This window comes from Sphingomonas bacterium, assembly GCF_903642285.1.
Lineage (GTDB): Bacteria > Pseudomonadota > Alphaproteobacteria > Sphingomonadales > Sphingomonadaceae > Sphingomonas.
In genome coordinates this window covers 1-17,910 of the sequence record NZ_CAHJWJ010000030.1, presented here as the reverse complement: position 1 = coordinate 17,910, position 17,910 = coordinate 1, and the positions used below count along the sequence as shown (strand labels likewise).

The 17,910-nt window shown below is 63.0% G+C and carries 15 protein-coding genes and 1 pseudogene; 13 read left to right on the top strand and 3 right to left on the bottom strand.

The annotated features are described in order from the left end of the window. Positions 1-113: 113 nt before the first annotated feature. The 6 genes from HUU99_RS13470 to HUU99_RS13445 all read left to right on the top strand — a co-directional run bounded on the left by HUU99_RS13470 (position 114) and on the right by HUU99_RS13445 (position 6,946). Positions 114-3,044, top strand: coding sequence for a 2-oxoglutarate dehydrogenase E1 component (locus tag HUU99_RS13470; protein WP_174287097.1), 2,931 nt, complete (start codon positions 114-116; stop codon positions 3,042-3,044). Between the two features lie 95 nt (positions 3,045-3,139). Beyond that, a complete protein-coding gene (gene odhB / locus HUU99_RS13465) occupies positions 3,140-4,414 on the top strand; it encodes a 2-oxoglutarate dehydrogenase complex dihydrolipoyllysine-residue succinyltransferase (protein ID WP_174287096.1) in 1,275 nt (424 codons plus the stop codon). A gap of 10 nt (positions 4,415-4,424) precedes the next feature. Then, on the top strand, positions 4,425-4,673 hold the full coding sequence (locus tag HUU99_RS13460) for a DUF433 domain-containing protein (RefSeq protein ID WP_217430832.1): 249 nt from the start codon (positions 4,425-4,427) through the stop codon (positions 4,671-4,673). Then, positions 4,670-5,041 carry a DUF5615 family PIN-like protein gene (locus tag HUU99_RS13455; RefSeq protein WP_174287095.1) on the top strand — a complete coding sequence of 124 codons (372 nt, stop codon included), beginning with the start codon at positions 4,670-4,672 and terminating at the stop codon, positions 5,039-5,041. The genes HUU99_RS13460 and HUU99_RS13455 overlap by 4 nt, the downstream gene beginning before the upstream one ends. Then, positions 5,034-6,431, top strand: coding sequence for a dihydrolipoyl dehydrogenase (lpdA, locus tag HUU99_RS13450; protein WP_174287094.1), 1,398 nt, complete (start codon positions 5,034-5,036; stop codon positions 6,429-6,431). The genes HUU99_RS13455 and lpdA overlap by 8 nt, the downstream gene beginning before the upstream one ends. Before the next feature lie 215 nt (positions 6,432-6,646). Beyond that, a complete protein-coding gene (locus HUU99_RS13445) occupies positions 6,647-6,946 on the top strand; it encodes a GCN5-related N-acetyltransferase (protein ID WP_174287093.1) in 300 nt (99 codons plus the stop codon). Positions 6,947-6,959: 13 nt separating this feature from the next. Here HUU99_RS13445 and HUU99_RS13440 read toward each other — a convergent pair whose 3' ends face one another. Together HUU99_RS13440 and HUU99_RS13435 are read right to left on the bottom strand one after the other, a co-directional pair. Further along, positions 6,960-10,004 (bottom strand): type ISP restriction/modification enzyme, encoded by a 3,045-nt coding sequence (locus tag HUU99_RS13440; RefSeq protein ID WP_217430831.1) that lies wholly within the window; start codon positions 10,002-10,004, stop codon positions 6,960-6,962. A gap of 106 nt (positions 10,005-10,110) precedes the next feature. Next, entirely contained in the window at positions 10,111-10,458 is a 348-nt protein-coding gene (locus HUU99_RS13435; protein WP_254603207.1) for a hypothetical protein, read from the bottom strand. Positions 10,459-10,593: 135 nt separating this feature from the next. Here HUU99_RS13435 and uvrA point away from each other — a divergent pair, with 135 nt between their 5' ends. Then, complete coding sequence (gene uvrA, locus HUU99_RS13430) at positions 10,594-13,497, top strand: excinuclease ABC subunit UvrA (RefSeq protein ID WP_174287090.1); 2,904 nt, start codon at positions 10,594-10,596, stop codon at positions 13,495-13,497. Continuing rightward, positions 13,494-14,042, top strand: coding sequence for a hypothetical protein (locus tag HUU99_RS13425; protein ID WP_174287089.1), 549 nt, complete (start codon positions 13,494-13,496; stop codon positions 14,040-14,042). Before uvrA ends, HUU99_RS13425 begins: the two co-directional genes overlap by 4 nt. A 276-nt stretch (positions 14,043-14,318) precedes the next feature. On the opposite strand, the gene HUU99_RS13420 is transcribed toward HUU99_RS13425, so the two are convergent. After that, positions 14,319-16,046 carry an AIPR family protein gene (locus tag HUU99_RS13420; RefSeq protein WP_174287088.1) on the bottom strand — a complete coding sequence of 576 codons (1,728 nt, stop codon included), beginning with the start codon at positions 16,044-16,046 and terminating at the stop codon, positions 14,319-14,321. Positions 16,047-16,209: 163 nt separating this feature from the next. Between HUU99_RS13420 and relB the strand changes: the two genes are divergently transcribed. The 5 genes and pseudogenes from relB to HUU99_RS13400 all read left to right on the top strand — a co-directional run. Continuing rightward, positions 16,210-16,386, top strand: coding sequence for a type II toxin-antitoxin system RelB family antitoxin (relB, locus tag HUU99_RS13415; RefSeq protein ID WP_174287087.1), 177 nt, complete (start codon positions 16,210-16,212; stop codon positions 16,384-16,386). A 297-nt stretch (positions 16,387-16,683) separates the two neighbouring features. Further along, on the top strand, positions 16,684-16,809 hold the full coding sequence (locus HUU99_RS15715) for a hypothetical protein (RefSeq protein ID WP_302479991.1): 126 nt from the start codon (positions 16,684-16,686) through the stop codon (positions 16,807-16,809). Next, the gene (locus HUU99_RS13410) at positions 16,809-17,006 is read left to right on the top strand and encodes a hypothetical protein (RefSeq protein WP_174287085.1); all 198 of its coding nucleotides are present in this window, start codon (positions 16,809-16,811) and stop codon (positions 17,004-17,006) included. Before HUU99_RS15715 ends, HUU99_RS13410 begins: the two co-directional genes overlap by 1 nt. A 171-nt stretch (positions 17,007-17,177) precedes the next feature. Further along, a complete protein-coding gene (locus HUU99_RS13405; RefSeq protein WP_174287086.1) occupies positions 17,178-17,399 on the top strand; it encodes a hypothetical protein in 222 nt (73 codons plus the stop codon). Further along, positions 17,396-17,910 (top strand): annotated as a pseudogene (locus HUU99_RS13400) (hypothetical protein); the annotation flags it as partial. The gene HUU99_RS13405 and the pseudogene HUU99_RS13400, both read left to right, overlap by 4 nt.

Genomic DNA, 17,910 nt, shown 5'->3' with positions numbered 1-17,910 from the left:
AGGGGGAGTGAGGCGGGAAATCTCGCAGGCAGTCCCCCTCACCCTCCCACCGCTCTTCGAGCGGCGGGCCCCTCCCTCTCCCACAAGGGGAGAGGGGTAGGAAGGAACGAACGATGGGTTACGAAGGCCAGGATTTCAGCGACATCGCCGCCGGCGTCAGCCCGGCGTTCGTCGAGACGTTGTACGCACGCTTCCGGGACAAGCCGGACAGCGTCGAGTCGGGCTGGCGATCCTTTTTCGAGGGGCTGGAAGGCTCCGCAGGCGGACCTAGCTGGCTGAACGCTGCCTGGCCGCTGTCGTCCACCGACGATCTGACCGCGGCGCTCGATCCGACGCAGATGGAGCCCGCGGCTAAGCCCTCCAGGGGCAAGCCCGCGCCGGCCCCCGCCGCCACGGCCGCCCCTGCGGTCGACGTCACCAAGGCCGCCTCCGACGCGATCCGCGTGCAGATGCTCATCCGCACCTACCGCGTGCGCGGGCATCTCGCCGCCGATCTCGATCCGCTCCATCTCGCGCGGCAGCATCTTCCCGCCGATCTCAGCCCCGAATATCACGGCTTCTCCGATGCCGATCTCGACCGGCCGGTCTATCTCGGCGGCACGCTCGGCCTCGAATGGTCGACCGCGCGCGAAGTCGTCGCGATCCTTCGCGCCAATTACTGCGGCAAGGTCGGCCTGGAATATATGCACATCGCCGATGTCGACGAGCGGCGGTTCCTGCAGGACCGGATGGAGGGCAAGGACAAGGCGATCCAGTTCAGCCCCGAGGGCAAGCGCGCGATCCTGACCAAGGTCATCGAGGCGGAGCAATGGGAGAAATTCCTTGGCCGCAAATATGTCGGCACCAAGCGCTTCGGGCTGGACGGCGGCGAGAGCATGATCCCCGCGCTGGAATCCGTCATCAAATATGGCGGTCAGTTCGGCGTGAACGAGATCGTGTTCGGCATGGCGCATCGCGGCCGGCTGAACGTGCTGGCGAACGTGATGGCCAAACCGCTGCGCGTGATCTTCCACGAATTCGGCGGCGGCTCCGCGAACCCGGAGGAGGTCGGCGGCTCGGGCGACGTGAAATACCATCTCGGCACCAGCACCGATCGTCAGTTCGACGGGATCAAGGTCCATATGTCGCTGGTCGCCAATCCGTCGCATCTCGAGGCCGCCGATCCGGTGGTGCTCGGCAAGACGCGCGCGATCCAGACGATCTCCGACGACCTGAAGGAGCATCTTCGCGCGCTCCCCGTACTGATCCACGGCGACGCGGCGTTCGCAGGGCAAGGGATCGTGTGGGAATGCCTGGGCTTCTCGGGCATCCGTGGCTACAATACCGGCGGCTGCGTCCACTTCATCATCAACAACCAGATCGGCTTCACGACCAGCCCGCAATTCGCGCGCTCGTCGGATTATCCGTCCGACGTCGCCAAGGGCGTCCAGGCACCGATCTTCCACGTCAACGGCGACGATCCCGAGGCGGTGACCTTCGCGACCAAGATGGCGATGGAGTTCCGACAGAAATTCCACCGCGACATCGTGATCGACATGTGGTGCTATCGTCGCTTCGGGCATAACGAGGGCGACGAGCCGAGCTTCACCCAGCCGCTGATGTATGACAAGATCCGCCGGCATCCCGGCGTCAGCGCGGTCTATGGCCAGCGGCTGATCGAGGAGAAGGTCGTCGACCAGGCCTGGATCGACAAGGACGTCCACCAGTACACCACGCTGCTGGAAGGCGAGTTCGAGGCAGGCGCGGCGTACAAGCCCAACAAGGCCGACTGGTTCGCCGGGCGCTGGTCGGGGTTGCACGCGCCGGCGGATGCGGAGAGCGCGCGGCGCAACCTGGAGACCGGGGTCAGCCAGAAGCTGTTCGATGCGCTGGGCCGCACGCTGACGACGGTGCCGGGCGACCTGACGATCCACAAGACTCTGGGCCGCGTGATCGACGCCAAGCGCGAAATGTTCAGGACGGGCGCCAATTTCGACTGGGCGACGGGCGAGGCGCTGGCGTTTGGGTCGCTGCTGTCGGAAGGCTATGGAGTCCGCCTGTCGGGACAGGATTCGGGCCGCGGCACTTTCTCGCAGCGTCACGCGGTGTGGGTCGACCAGACCGACGAGCATAAATATGTCCCGCTGCAATCGATCGAGCATGGCCGGTTCGAAGTGCTGGACTCGCCGCTTAGCGAATATGGCGTGCTCGGCTTCGAATATGGCTATGCGCTCGCCGACCCCAAGACGCTGGTGTTGTGGGAGGCGCAGTTCGGCGATTTCGTCAACGGCGCGCAGATCATGATCGACCAGTTCATCGCGTCGGGCGAGGCCAAGTGGCTGCGCGCCAACGGCCTCGTGATGCTGTTGCCGCATGGCTATGAGGGGCAGGGGCCGGAGCATTCGTCGGCACGGCCCGAGCGGTTCCTGCAACTGTGCGCAGGCGACAACATGCAGGTTGCGAACTGCACCACGCCGGCCAATTATTACCATCTGCTCCGGCGGCAGATGCACCGGTCGTTCCGTAAACCCCTGATCGTGATGACACCCAAGTCGCTGCTGCGCCACAAGCTGGCGGTGTCGAGCGCGGCGGAGTTCGTCGGCGATACGCATTTCAAGCGCATCCTGTCCGACCCCGCGGCGCCCGCCGATGCGGATACGAAGCGCGTCGTGCTGTGCACCGGCAAGGTCGCGTACGACCTGATGGAGGCGCGCGACGCGGCGGGCGATACCGAAACCCAGATCGTGCGCGTCGAGCAGCTCTATCCCTTCCCCGGCGATCCGCTGGCGAAGCGGTTCGCGCGTATGCCGAACCTGGAAGAAGTGGTGTGGGCGCAGGAGGAGCCGAAGAATCAGGGATACTGGTTTTTCGTCGAACCGATGATCGAGGAGGCGCTCGGCGGCGTCGCGGGTTCGGTGAAGCGCGCGCGCTATGCCGGCCGTACGGCGTCGGCATCTCCTGCGACGGGCCTGATGAAGCGGCACAAGACGGAACAGGCCGCGCTCGTCGCCGACGCGCTCGGCCAGAATGTCCGCGACGAGATCCGGCGCACGCGGAATAATTGATTCCGTTCCTTGGGTTCCTGCGAAAGCAGGAACCCAGGGTCCGGCAGGACAACCCTAGGCTCCTGCTTTTGCAGGAGCACAGAAAGTAGAATAAAATGGCAACCGAAGTCACCGTCCCCGTATTGGGCGAATCGATCACCGAAGCGACGCTCGGCGAATGGCTCAAGCAGCCGGGCGACCCGGTAAAGGCCGACGAGCCGATCGCGTCGCTGGAGACCGACAAGGTCTCGGTCGAAGTGCCGTCCCCCGTCGCGGGTGTGATGGGCGAACATGCGGTCAAGGTCGGTGACACGGTGCAGGTCGGCGCGATGATCGCGACGATCGATGCGGCCGGTGCCGCGCAGGCCGCCGCGCCCGCGCCCGCCGCACCCGCCGTCCCGACACCTGCACCTGCCGCGAGCGAAGGCGGTGCGGGCTATGGCGATCAGCCCGGGACATCGGCAAGCGACTCCCCCGCCGCGGGCGACGGCCCAGCCGCGCTGTCTCCCTCGGTACGCCGCGCGGTGCTCGAGCACGGGGTCGATCCCTCGACCGTCAAGGGCACCGGCCGCGACGGGCGGATCACGAAGGAAGACGTGACCGCCGCCGCCATCGCGAAACCGGCAGCCGCCGCCCCAACCCCGACTCCCGCGCCGCAGCCCGCCTCGGTCGCCGCCGCGGCCTCAACCGGCCGCAAGGAAGAACGCGTTCGGATGACGCGGCTGCGCCAGACGATCGCCAAGCGGCTGAAGGAGGCGCAGAACACCGCCGCGATGCTGACGACGTTCAACGACGTCGACATGACCGCGGTGATCGCCGCGCGCGCCAAGTACAAGGACTTGTTCGAGAAGAAGCACGGCGTGCGCCTGGGCTTCATGGGCTTCTTCGTGAAGGCCGCGTGCATGGCGCTGAAGGATATCCCCAGCGTCAATGCGTCGATCGACGGCGACGATATCGTCTATCACGACTATGCGGACATCTCGGTCGCGGTCTCGTCGCCCGGCGGTCTCGTCGTCCCCGTGATCCGCGACGCCGACCAGATGTCGGTCGCGACCGTCGAGAAGACGATCGGCGACTTCGGCAAGCGCGCGAAGGACGGCACGCTGAAGATGGACGAGATGAAGGGCGGCACCTTCACCATCTCGAACGGCGGCGTGTTCGGATCGCTGATGTCCACCCCGATCATCAACCCGCCCCAGAGCGCGGTGCTGGGCCTCCACCGCATCGACGAGCGGCCGGTCGTCGTCGACGGCCAGATCGTGATCCGTCCGATGATGTACCTGGCGCTCAGCTACGACCATCGTCTGATCGACGGGCGTGAGGCGGTGACGTTCCTGGTGGCGCTGAAGAATGCTATCGAGGACCCGACGCGGATATTGATCGATTTGTGAGGAGGCGGCGATGGACATCAATTGGCAAGACCACATCTACTCAAATCCCAAGATCGGGTTTGGAAAGCCCATCTTCCGGGACACGCGCATAAAGGTCGAATTCGTGCTTGACCTGATGGGCACCGGTTGGACCGCCGAACAGATGGCCGAGGAATATCCCGGTATCGAGCCGCAGCATCTTCGGGCAGCGGCGGCCTTCGCTGCCGACCTGATCCGTGAGGACGGGGGCGTTGCGATCGGACAGGCAAAGGCCGCTTGAAGTTCCTGATCGATGTGCATGTAAGCCGGACACTGGCGCGTGCGCTTGCCGATCGAGACCATGACGTCGTCGAAGCCGCGCTCAACTACCCGATGTCGGCCGACGAGGAGCTGCTTGCGATTGCGATCCGAGAGCATCGGGTCATCGTTACGCAAGACAGCGACTTTTCCGATTTGGTATTTGCGTTCGATGCTCCTGCCCCGCTGGGTATCGTGTTCATCCGGTGCCGCCCGCGCGACCAAATCGATCTTGTCGGTCGTGTTCTCGAAATAGTCGAAAATGCGCGGCTTCATGGCCATATGGTCGTAATCAAACCCAACAACACGCGATATCGTCGCTTGCCCGAGCCGGAAGAAGACCATGCCTGACCAATACGACTATGACGTCCTCGTGATCGGTGCCGGCCCTGGCGGCTATGTCGCGGCGATCCACGCCGCGCAGCTGGGCCTGCGGACCGCCTGTGCGGAGGGGCGCGAGACGCTCGGGGGCACGTGCCTCAACGTCGGCTGCATCCCGTCCAAGGCGCTGCTCCACGCGTCGGAGATCTTCGAGGAGGCGGTTGGCGGCCATCTCGCCAAGTTCGGGATCGAGCTTCAGGGTGCGACGCTGAACCTCGACCAAATGCACGCCGAGAAGGCGAAGGCGGTCAAGGAACTGACCGGCGGCGTCGAATTCCTGTTCAAGAAGAACAAGGTCGACTGGCTGAAAGGCTATGCCAGCTTCGTCGACGCGCACACCGTCACGGTCGGCGAGCAGACCGTCACCGCGAAGGACATCGTGATCGCGACCGGTTCCAGCGTCACCCCGTTGCCGGGCGTCGCAATCGACCAGAGCGTCGTCGTCGACAGCACCGGCGCGCTCGCGCTGCCGAAGGTCCCCGAGCGCCTGGTCGTGATCGGCGGCGGCGTCATCGGGCTTGAGCTTGGCAGCGTCTGGCGGCGGCTTGGCGCGAAGGTGACCGTCGTCGAATATCTCGACGCCATCCTCCCCGGCTTCGACGGCGAGGTGCGCAGGGAAAGCGCGAAGCTGTTCAGGAAGCAGGGTATGGAAATGCGCCTGTCGACCAAGGTCACCGGCGTCACGGTGCAGGGCGGCAAGGCCAGCGTGCAGGTCGAACCCGCCGCGGGCGGGGAGGGCGAGACGCTGCAGGCGGACGCGGTGCTCGTCGCGATCGGCCGCAGCCCCAATGTCGATGGGCTGAACCTGTCGGCGATCGGCATCGAACTCAACGCACGTGGGCAGATCGACACCGACCACAGCTTCCGCACGAAAGCGGACGGCGTCTGGGCGATCGGCGACGTCATCCCCGGCCTGATGCTCGCGCACAAGGCTGAGGACGAAGGCATCGCGGTCGCGGAGAACATCGCGGGCCAGACCGGCATCGTGAACGAGGACGTGATCCCGAGCGTCGTCTACACCATGCCCGAGATCGCGGGCGTCGGCATCACCGAGGAAGCGGCCAGGGAGCGCGGCGAGGTGAAGGTCGGCAAGTTCCCGATGATGGCCAACAGCCGCGCGAAGACCAACCGCGACACCGACGGCTTCGTGAAGGTCATCGCGGATGCGAAGACCGACCGCGTGCTCGGCGTGTGGATCGTCGCCAGCCTGGCGGGCACGATGATCGCCGAGGCCTGCGTCGCGATGGAGTTCGGCGCCACGAGCGAGGACATCGCCTACACCTGCCACGCGCATCCGACGCATGCGGAGGCGCTGAAGGAGGCGGCGATGGCGGTGACCGGCAAAGCCATTCACGTTTAGCCATAGGCTAAACGGAGTGGCTTTGCGGGCACCGCCCGGCCGACGCGGCTAAAGCCGCGTTCGACGTCATGGGATTTACTCCCATGACGGGGCGTATGGGTAATGGGCGTCGCCCTCACCAGTCCGCAGCTGTGCAGCTCCCTCCTCTCCCAATGGGAGAGGGAAAGACGCCGAAGGCGGCAAAGGGTGAGGGTGACCGCCAACCCAAGCGACCCATGACCCACACCCCCCTCCGAGCCCAATGGCTCCATCTCACCCGCCAGACCCTCCCGGCCCTCGCCGCCGCCCGCGGCTGGCCGGTCAGCGCGGATCATTGCTTCCAGCGTATCCTGCTAGATCACGCGTTCGGCGGCCGCTGGTACGATCACGTCGCCGAGCGCCCGGCCTACCGACATGCCGGCCCCGCCGCCCTGACCCGCGCCATCGCGCTCGGCGAAGCGGCGATCGCGGGCGGGGCGGACATGGCGGCGCTGAACCGGCAGTCGCTGGCGTGGCGGGGGAAGGGGTCGGCCTGACCGACCTCGACGGTCAGGCGGCCTCCGACCGCCCGCGATCCAGCGCCTTCATCGCGTCGGTGATCGCGACCGTCTCCACGCTGACCCGCACCACCTTCGCCAGCAGCGCGATCATGCTCTCCTTATAATCGGCGAAGCGATAGGTGTTGAACTTGGCGGCGATGGTCGGGTCGCGTGGCGTCTTCTCCTTGTGCTGGTCGAGCACCCAGTCGATCGCCGAGCGGTTGCCGAGCCGGTAGGTCCAGGCCTCGGGCGGGATGCCGGTGATCTGGGTATCGGCATCGATCACCACCGCGCCCGCCTCGGACTGCGATTTCAGGATCGGCTTCGGCGTCGTTCCCGCCGCGCGCTTGCTGGCGACGTCGATCCGCTCGACCGGCCAGGGCGCGACGTCCTCATAGCCGATGTGCATCGCCATCAGCGTTTCGCCCCATGCCGCCCAGCGGGCGAAATCGGGGTAGAAGGGGATGCGCGGGAACTCGCGCTTGAGGTTCAGCGCGTAGGTCTCGCGGTAGACGGGATCGTGGAGGACGGCGTAGACATAGTGGAAGATCGCGCCCTTGGTGACGCCCTTCTTGCCATAGTGCGCGACGAACTTGTTGAGCGCCCAGTCGGTGATGTTGTCGATCCGCTCGCCGGTTTTGGTGTAGCGGTAGCGGGGAAGCCCATTTGTCTTGTCGAGGGTGTCGTGGTGCCAGACAATATTGGTGGCGAGCGCCTGCGCGGGCTTAGCGCTTGGATAGCCACTCAGCATCATCGTTGGGTTCGGCTCACCCCGCCGAATGATGTGGTCTAACTGGTACTGATCTTCATTCAGCTCAGCGACGAAAGTCATGGGGAGGCGGGTGAAAGGGCGATATAGCGAAGGTGCGATAGCATCGGGTCGGACTTGTAACGGCGTTTTAGCTGTCGCTAGCCTGCGTAATTTGCGCGTCCATTTGATCGTCTGATCAAACTCAATTTGCTTCCAATCACGTTTTTGCCCGCCAGGTAGCGTTTTGAGAAATGCCAAATAGTGGTCGATCATGAACCGATAGAGCTGATTGAGCGCATCGCGCGAAAAAGATACTGCCCAATCATCGCGATTAGTTTTGACGCCGAGCGAATACAGTTTGAAGATCGCCCTCTCAGTAGTAGCGCTCTTTCCTTGCTTAGTATTTTTGTCAGCGGTCGCAATAAAGTTCGACCACTCCCCCACCTCAAGTTGGTTCAGCCAATCACCGGCTTCGTTCGGCTTGATCACCGTGAAGCGATCAGTTGCCAGATTGCGTCGCGCCACGAACTCACGCTTGTCGTCCTCGCGAACATAATCGTCAACGGCGAGGTAGTGGAGCTTAAACGGCTGCTTGTCGCGGCGTCTGACAAAGAAGGCGATTGCTACACCCACTTTAATCTTGTCTTGAAATACGTTGCCACCTTCGCGTCGACGCCGCTCGCCGCTGTTTCGCGCATTGCCTTTGAGGTCAATTACCCAAGCTTCGCTAAAATCCTGTGCCACGCGCTTGCGAAAACCGTCGAACGTGCGCGCCTCCAGAAAGCTGCTGTTCGTGACAAACGCCACCAGCCCTTCATCTCCCAACCGGTCACTCGCCCAGCGATAGAAGCGCGCATACATATCGTAGAGCTTGGTCTTCTGTGCCGTGCTCGCCTTGATGTACGTGTCCTTGATGCGCTTATCGATGTGCGCGTATGTCCGGTTCTTGTTGTTGTCGTTCTCGTTCTGCTGATTGGCATTATACGGCGGGTTGCCGATGATGACGCTGATCTTGCGGCGGTTCTGGCGCTTGATGCGCTCGATGTTCTCGTCGGTCAGCGTGCCGAGCATGTCGAACTGATGGCCCGAATGGATGCCGAGCGCATCGACATTGTCGAGCGTGTCGACGAAGCACAGGTTCTCGAACTCGGCGAACTGCCCGGTGATCGCCTGATAGGTCGCCTCGATGTTCAGGTTGGCGACGTAATAGGGCAGGATCGCGATTTCGTTGGCGTGGAGCTCCTCCTTGTATTTGTGGCGCAGCTTGTCGTGATGCCCGCGGAAATGCTCCAGAAGCTCGACGATGAAGGTGCCGGTGCCGGTGGCGGGGTCGAGGATCTCGACGCCGCGGTCGATCAGGTTCTTGCCGAAATGCCGTTCGCACAGCCAGTCGGCGGAGCGAATCATGAAGCGGACGATCTCGCCCGGCGTGTAGACCACGCCCAGCCGGTCGGCGGCCTTCGCGTTGTAGACCTTGTAGAAATTCTCGTAGAGCCCTTTCAGGAAGCCCTGCTTTTCCGAATGGCTCTGGATCACCGCGGCGGTCTGCGCGATACCCGAGTAATAAGGCGACAGCGCGCGCAGCAGCGTGGATTTCTCGCCGCGCGCGAACAGCTTTTCCTCGAGCTTGTAGAGTTCCGAGGCGACGTTGTTCTGGCGGTGGAAGTCGGGATTGTCGAACACCTTGGCGAAGATGTCCTCGGTCAGGATATGCTGGATCAGCATTTCCTGCACATCGTCTTCGCGGACTGCCGGGTTGATCGCGTCCTGCGCGTGTTTGAGGAAGGCGCGTTCGGCGGCGGCGAAGGCGGAGGAGGCGGCGCGCTTTTCGGCGATCAGATTGCGCAATGCCTTCAGCACTTCGGGCAGATCGGCCGCGAATTGCTTCACCGCCTTGTTGAAATCGGCGATCTCCCGCCGTTCGTGCGCGTAGAAGCGGACGAGCAGCGGATAGAGCGCGTCGGTGTCGTCCATCAGGGCGCGCGCAACCTCGTGCCCGTCCTGGATGAGGACCGCGGTGTGATCGTCGGAATAGATGATGTTGTCCCGCGGATAGCCCTTGCGCGTCTTGGCGGCGATCTCCGCGTCGAGATCGTCGTCGGCGTCCTTCGCCTCCCAATAGCCGAACGGGACGCGCAGCGCGTGGAGGAGCGCGCCGTCGAGATAGATGCGGTTCTTCTGCGGCGTGACGATATCGTGTTCGGACACGAATTGCAGGTCGTGCGAGCGGCCCCAGCGCTTCAACAGGTCCTTGAACGCTTCGCGCAGGACGGATTCGCGTCGGCTCCCGCTGACCGCGCGCAAGCGGTCCAGGTCGCCGCGATATTCGTTGATCAGTTGCCGGCTCATCGTGTCTCCCGCGCCGACCGTAGCCTGTGCGGGACGCCGCGCAATCGCGATTGGGTCGGGGTTAGACCTTCTTCGCCGCGAAGAACTTCCCCAGCGCTGCCTCAGCGATCCCGCCGATCGCGGTCACGAGCGCATGCGGGTCCGTCACGCCAGGCTTTCCCGGGTCGCCCGCCGTCGTGTCGCCTGACGCCGCTTCGCCCGCGGGCTTCTGCGCCTCCGCCGCCGCCCGGCTCCGCGTCACCGCGGCGCTCGCCGCCGCGGCCGCCATCGTCAGTCCCGCCGCCAGCATCTCGCGGCCCTGCGGGCTGTTCGCGCGTTCCAGGATCGCCTCGCCGGTCTTGCGCAGATCCTTGGGCAGCTTGACGCCCGCGATCCGCTTGGGGATCTTCGTCTTCCTGGTCTTGGCCATCATGGTCCCTCGCTCGCCTCGTGTGTCATGTAGATAATACACGAAAGCGCGGGTGCAACCATGGTGGCGATCGGGGATGCGCGATCCTATCTCCCCCACTGGCATCCCGTTCAGAACAGAAGTAGAACTCCCGACATGCTGACCACCATCTCCGTCCGCGGCGCGCGCGAGCACAATCTCAAGGACGTCGATATCGACATCCCCCGCGACACGCTGACGGTCATCACCGGGCTGTCGGGGTCGGGCAAATCCTCGCTGGCCTTCGACACCATCTATGCCGAGGGGCAGCGGCGCTATGTCGAATCGCTGTCCGCCTATGCGCGCCAGTTCCTGGAGCTGATGCAGAAGCCCGACGTCGATCATATCGAGGGGCTGTCGCCGGCGATCTCGATCGAACAGAAGACGACGTCGCGCAACCCGCGATCGACCGTCGCGACGGTGACGGAAATCTACGACTACATGCGCCTGCTCTGGGCGCGCGTCGGCACGCCGTACAGTCCGACGACCGGCCTGCCGATCGCCGCGCAGACGGTGTCGCAGATGGTCGACCGCGTCATGGCGCTGCCCGAGGGAACGCGGCTGTACCTGCTCGCCCCTGTCGTGCGCGGGCGCAAGGGGGAGTATCGCAAGGAGCTGCTGGAGTGGCAGAAGGCGGGCTTCACCCGCGTCCGCATCGACGGCACGATCCACGAGATCGACGAGGCCCCCGCGCTCGACAAGAAATACAAGCACGACATCGAGGTGGTGGTCGACCGCCTGGTGACCGGCGGGGAGATCGCGACGCGGCTGGCGGAGAGTTTCGAGACCGCGCTGAAGCTCGCCGAGGGGTTGGCCTATGTCGATCCCGCCGATCCGGTCGAGCCGCACACCCCGCGCCAGGAGGTGCTGGGCGACAACGCCCCCGCGGGCCGCATCGTCTTCAGCGAGAAGTTCGCCTGCCCGGTCAGCGGCTTCACGATCAGCGAGATCGAACCGCGCCTGTTCAGCTTCAACGCGCCCCAAGGCGCTTGCCCGGCGTGCGACGGTCTCGGCGAGAAGCAGCTTTTCGACGAGGACCTCGTCGTCCCCAACCACGCGCTCAGCATCAAGAAGGGCGCGGTCGTGCCCTGGGCGAAATCGAACCCGCCATCGCCCTATTACATGCAGGTGCTGGGCAGCCTGGCGCGCGAATTTGCCTTCGCGCTCGACACCCCCTGGGGCGAACTGCCCGAAGCGGTCCGCAGCGTCATCCTGTACGGCAGCAAGGGCAAGCCCGTCACGCTGACCTTCATCGACGGCAAGAAGAAATACGATGTCGTCAAGCCGTTCGAGGGTGTGATCGGCAACCTCAACCGCCGCCTGCTCCAGACCGAGAGCGCGTGGATGCGCGAGGAACTGTCGAAATACCAGTCCGCCGCCCCGTGCGAGACCTGCCACGGCGCGCGCCTGAAACCCGAGGCGCTTGCGGTCAAGATCGGCATGCAGGACATCAGCTACGCCACGCATCTGTCGGTCGTCGACGCGCTGCAATTCTTCACCGACCTGCCGCAGCATCTCGGCGACCAGCAGAAGGCGATCGCCGAGCGTATCCTGAAGGAGATCGTCGAGCGGCTCGGCTTCCTCAACAATGTCGGGCTCGATTACCTCAACCTCGACCGCACCTCGGGCACGCTCAGCGGCGGCGAGAGCCAGCGCATCCGCCTGGCGAGCCAGATCGGCAGCGGGCTGTCGGGCGTGCTCTACGTCCTCGACGAACCCAGCATCGGCCTGCACCAGCGCGACAACGACATGCTGCTGAAGACGCTGCGGCGGCTGCGCGATCTCGGCAACACCGTGCTCGTCGTCGAGCATGACGAGGACGCGATCCGCACCGCCGACTACATCATCGACATGGGCCCCGGCGCGGGCGTCCGCGGCGGGGAGGTGGTGGCGCAGGGGACGCTGAAGCAGATCCTGAAGGCGAAGGGCAGCATCACCGCCGACTATTTGAACGGCACGCGCGCGGTCGCCGTGCCCACCACGCGCCGCAAGGGCAACGGCAAGAAGCTGACCGTCCACAACGCCACCGCCAACAATTTGCGCGGGGTGACCGCCGGCATCCCGCTCGGTACCTTCACCTGCATCACCGGCGTCTCGGGCAGCGGCAAGTCGAGCTTCACCATCGACACGCTCTACGCCGCCGCCGCGCGCGAGCTGAACGGCGCGCGCATCGTGCAGGGCAAGCACGACAGGATCACTGGCCTGCAATATCTCGACAAGGTCATCGACATCGACCAGTCGCCGATCGGCCGCACGCCCCGGTCCAACCCCGCGACCTACACCGGCAGCTTCACGCAGATCCGCGACTGGTTCGCCGGCCTCCCCGAAAGCCAGGCACGCGGCTACAAGCCCGGCCGCTTCAGCTTCAACGTCAAGGGCGGCCGGTGCGAGGCGTGCCAGGGCGACGGCGTGCTGAAGATCGAGATGCACTTCCTCCCCGACGTCTACGTCACCTGCGACGTCTGCCACGGCGCGCGCTACAACCGCGAGACGCTGGAGGTGAAGTTCAAGGGCCACAGCATCGCCGACGTGCTCGACATGACGGTCGAGGACGCCGCGGAATTCTTCAAGGCGGTCCCCCCGATCCGCGACAAGATGGCGATGCTGGTCGAGGTCGGCCTGGGCTATGTCAAGGTCGGCCAGCAGGCGACGACGCTGTCGGGCGGCGAGGCGCAGCGCGTGAAGCTTGCCAAGGAACTGTCCCGGCGCGCGACCGGCAACACGCTGTACATCCTCGACGAACCCACCACCGGCCTGCATTTCGAGGATGTCCGCAAGCTGCTGGAGGTCCTCCACGCGCTGGTCGAGCAGGGCAACAGCGTGGTGGTGATCGAGCACAATCTCGACGTCATCAAGACCGCCGACTGGATCATCGACCTGGGGCCGGAAGGCGGCGTGAAGGGCGGCGCGATCGTCGCGGAGGGCGTGCCGGAGACGGTGGCGAAGGCGGAGGGGAGCTTCACGGGGCGGTATCTGGCGCCGTTGCTGACCGCGCGGGGGAAGGTGGCGGGGGTAGGGTGAGCGGGTATCGGGCCGAATTCGAGGCGGCGCTGCGCCTGTTCGCGCGGGCCAGCGAGGCGATGAAGGCGCGCGGCTTTCCCGCACCCATCCTGGTCGGCGGCGGCGCGGTCGAGCTGTATTCGAACAGCGCGGTGACGACCGGCGATTTCGATATCGTCACCCCTCGGCAGGAGGAGTTCGAGGGCGAGCTGAGGCTGTTGGGCTTCACCAAGCCCGTCGGTCTCGGTCACACGCCGCTCGGCTGGATCCATCCCGAATTGCGATTGGGGTTCGAGATCGTGTCGGCGACGGTGCTGAACGGCATGGCTGACCGGGACCGGCTGGTCCTCATCGACCTGGGCGAGGACGGCGAGGCCGCGATCATATCGGTGGAGGACATGATCGCCGACCGGATGGGCCAATACGCGTCCGGCATCGCCCCCGAAATGCTCGAACAGGCGCGCCGGCTCTTCATCCTTCATGCCGATGCCGATCTGGCGTATATGGATCGCCGTATCCGGCACGAAAGCGGAGGCGATTATGGTGTCGCAGACCTCACGGCCTGACACGGCTATCCCGCTTGCGGCGTTTGTCGCTGACATTGAGCGGCGACGTGTGGAGACGGGCGTGACCGACCTGCCGCGGAATGGAGGCAATCGCCGGACGCCGAGTAAGCGGGCGTTGTTGAAGGCGATCGAGGATGCGGGTGGGGAGTGGTAGACTGCGCCTGGGTCGCAGTTGGCTATGTGGCGCGGCACCATCGTAATGATCGAGCACAACCTCGACGCCATTGGGCCGCACGGCTCGTTCCCGCCATCATTCATTATTCTTTATAAACTAACTCAAGTTGCTGGAAATAAAACAAGCTTTAATTCGTCAACGACAACTTCCGTTGCATCCTGACTTCGTGCCACATCTCTATCTAGTGCACGATTCGTTTTAGTAAAGGCCGCTTGAACAATACCGATAGCATCGGTGAAGATATTTACTGCCTGTTCTTGGTTCCACATTGCGGTATTGATTTTATCACATAGCTTTTTGATCTGACCCGAGTTCATCGGCGGTACTGTAACAGTCTTCGCTATCAGCGCACGCATCGTCATCAGCAAAAGCCAGCGCACAGCCTTGTACTGTACTGGTAGAAGGTTGTTACGAAACAGAAACTCTAGCCTGTAGTGGGCGTAAGCAGATGTGTAGTAAGTTTCTGGTTTATCATCACTTCTAAAAAGTTGATCCTCATGTATTTTTCTGAGAGTCGCAAAATACCTGCCCGCGCGGTGAGGATCTCCAAGAAAGATCGCGCCGAAGCTTTTTATTTGGGAAGGAATACCGACGATTCTCGTCTTTTCAATATCTAAATTGCTCGCGTATTGTTTTGACCTTCGTTCATAATAGAGGCGATGATCGCTGTCATATGTTGCGAAATGCTCCTCTAAAGTCTTCTGGAAATCGGACAGGCTTCGCAATTGTTCGTCTGATACCTCTGTTTGGCTATTTGTCGCTTCAATCACACCCCTCGTAACTTCATCACTTTCAGTGGCAACAATACGAATTGGGATTGAGACCGAGCCGTCCAACACTCCAGAATTTGAGAATAGCACATGACTCGTTTGGCAACCGTTAACAATCTGGAAATCCGTAAGTGCAAATTTATCACCTGTGCGAGTGAGACCTTTTGCTACCACCGTAACGCCGTTATTCCTGATGATAAACTCAGCCTTGCTGTCAGAAGCTAATGTTGTAGCAATCTTTGCGTTGACTTTGTTTTCGCCCTGAAAATCTCTAACATTGTCGTAGAATACGGTTTTCCTGATGTTGCTATGCTCGTCTGTGATTAGTTTTAGATATTCCACAGCCGGAATATAGCCAAGATAGGCTTGATCTACGCCGGAGATGGGAGGTAAAGTCAGTACATTCTGAATCGTAATTTCGGCTTTTAACCCATTCTGCGTGGAACGATACATCTTCTGAAGCGCTTTAGCATCAAGCATATCGATGGAAACATTATCAAGCAAGTTGGTAGCCTGAAGGCGATCTTTGAATGCAGCGATTATTGCTACCGTGTGTTGCGGAGCGCTCCAGCTACCCGTTGACGCGTAATAGCAAAAAATATCTGGATTGCCTCGCTTGAAGCTTGCGGCCCGCTCATAGAGGGCCTGCCTTATCTTTCGCGCATTGTTCATCGCACTATTTGAAGGCAAGGCCGGGGACTCTTTGAAAAAATCTTCAATACCGAAAAAGAAGGTATTTATTTTTGCGCCCTCGAATGAAGAGGATGTGGTTGATTGAATAAAAAAGAACTGTACGTCGAGATATTTGTTATTATCAAGAATGTCTTGAACCTGTTCCGGGTCAGTAACGAGCGCACCGTTGACGACTATCGCTAGCGCATCGATTCCGCAATCATCACCACTTCCAGTAGATATTAGCTCGAGATCGAACGAGTCCTCAAAAACCGAAGATAGCACGCAATACGAACTAAACGACTCGAACTGTTGGTCCTCATTGGATGTTTCAACGCCATTAGCGGTAACAAACTGACTTAGATTCGCTTTGGTGATAGCATCCATTTCCAAATCTCCCGACGTCCCGAGGTTAACAGCGTATCACTACGAAGTGAATCAAAATAAAAACTCGTGTTCTAGAAATTCGATGCCGTTTTAACAAGCACGCCGGATTGTGAGATTATCGCTTCAGCCTTTCATACCCGCCACAACCCGTTATACATTCATTATGGCCGACCTGACCCCCATCGAGTCCGAATTCGCGACCAGCGAGGAAGCCGCCGCATACGACGCATGGTTCCGCGCCAAGGTCGAGCGGGCAATGGCTTCCACAGCACCCGGCATTCCGCACGAAGAGGTCATGGCAAAGGCCCAGGTCATTATCGACCGCGCCAAGCAGCGCTGATTCTATTGATTTGCTGCCGCCCTATTTAGCTTAAGGCAAACGTCTGACGGCGAAAGCAGAGGCGCTTGCCGCCGCTTGCGCGACCATCTACCCTATCGCCTCCTGCGGAGACGCGGGCGGGGCGTGGAAACCTCGAAAGGTCAGGGCCGGTTCGACCGACCGGGTGGCGGACGCGTATGTCCAAGCCCCGGCTAAAGGCGTTCGCGCCTAACTGACCTTAGGTTTCCAACACCCGGTTCTCGAAGCGACGGCGTGTCTCCGGGCACGCCGCCGGCTTCGCGCCAAGGAGACCGGACCATGACGAACGGCATCGAAATCGCGCTGACCCTGATGCGGATGGCGCTCGCGCTGCTCGACCGGGAGGGCGAGCAGGTGGCGGCCGGTCATCTACAGCAAGCGATCGACGCGGTGGGGAAGGGATAATGGGCGATAGGAATCCAGATGCCGAGGGCGGCTGGCTCGATCCTGACGACGCGCCGGAATGGACCGACGAGATGCTCGACACCGTTGAGTTCAGGACCGGAGGTAAATTGATCCGCGCGGCGACCGGTTATCTTGGCCCGAACGGCGTCGTGCGCGGCGTCCCGTCGGGGCGCGGTCGGGATAAGCCGCAGGCCTGACGCGGGAGTAAATCCCGCGTCGTCGGTCGTCGCTGTAGCGACGCCGGCCGCCCCGGTGTTCGGCGGAGCCTCGCAATTAGCTTCGCTAATTTCTCGGGAACACCGGGGCTGTCCTACAGCCCCCGTTTCCGCATACCTAGCGAGTCCTTCTCGCAACGAAAGGACATCGCCATGACCCAGACCGAACGGCCGCTCCTGTCGAACGGCATCACCCACCGCGATCCACACCCCGCGGGCCTCGCGCCCGAAGATCACCCCGCTCTCCACGCCTGGGCCGCGCATGTCGCCGCGGGCCGGATCGGCACCCGCGCGCCGATGCCGCCCGAGGCGCTCGCCCGCATCGCGCGGATGGAGGCGATCCTCCGCCCCACCCGCCGCGGAGCCGCGAAGTGAACGCCCCCGCCCGCTTCGACAGCGACGAGGACGACGACGGCACCTACGCCCTCGAATCCCCCGCCACGGACCCACAGGGCCGCTCCCGGCAGGACGGGTGGACGCCCAAGCGCCAACACACCTTCCTCACCGCGCTGGCGGAGGGGCATACCGTCGAGCAATGCTGCCGCTTCGTCGGGCTGACCGTCAGTTCGGCCTATGCGCTGCGTCGGCGGGCGGCGGGGGCGGCGTTTGCGCTCGGGTGGCAGGCGGCGGCGTTGCTCGCGCGCGATACCTTCGCGGATACGCTCGCCGCGCGCGCGATCGACGGGCAGGTGGAGACGATCACCCGCGCGGACGGCAGCGAGGTGACTCGCCACCGCTACGACAACCGCCTGGCGATGGCGATGCTGACGCGGCTCGACCGGCTCGCCGCGGCGGACGGGGGCGAGCGCACGCACCACGCCGCGCGGCTGATCGCGTCCGATTGGGAAGCCTATCTCGCCGGGATCGCGCGGGGCGCGGGGCCGGC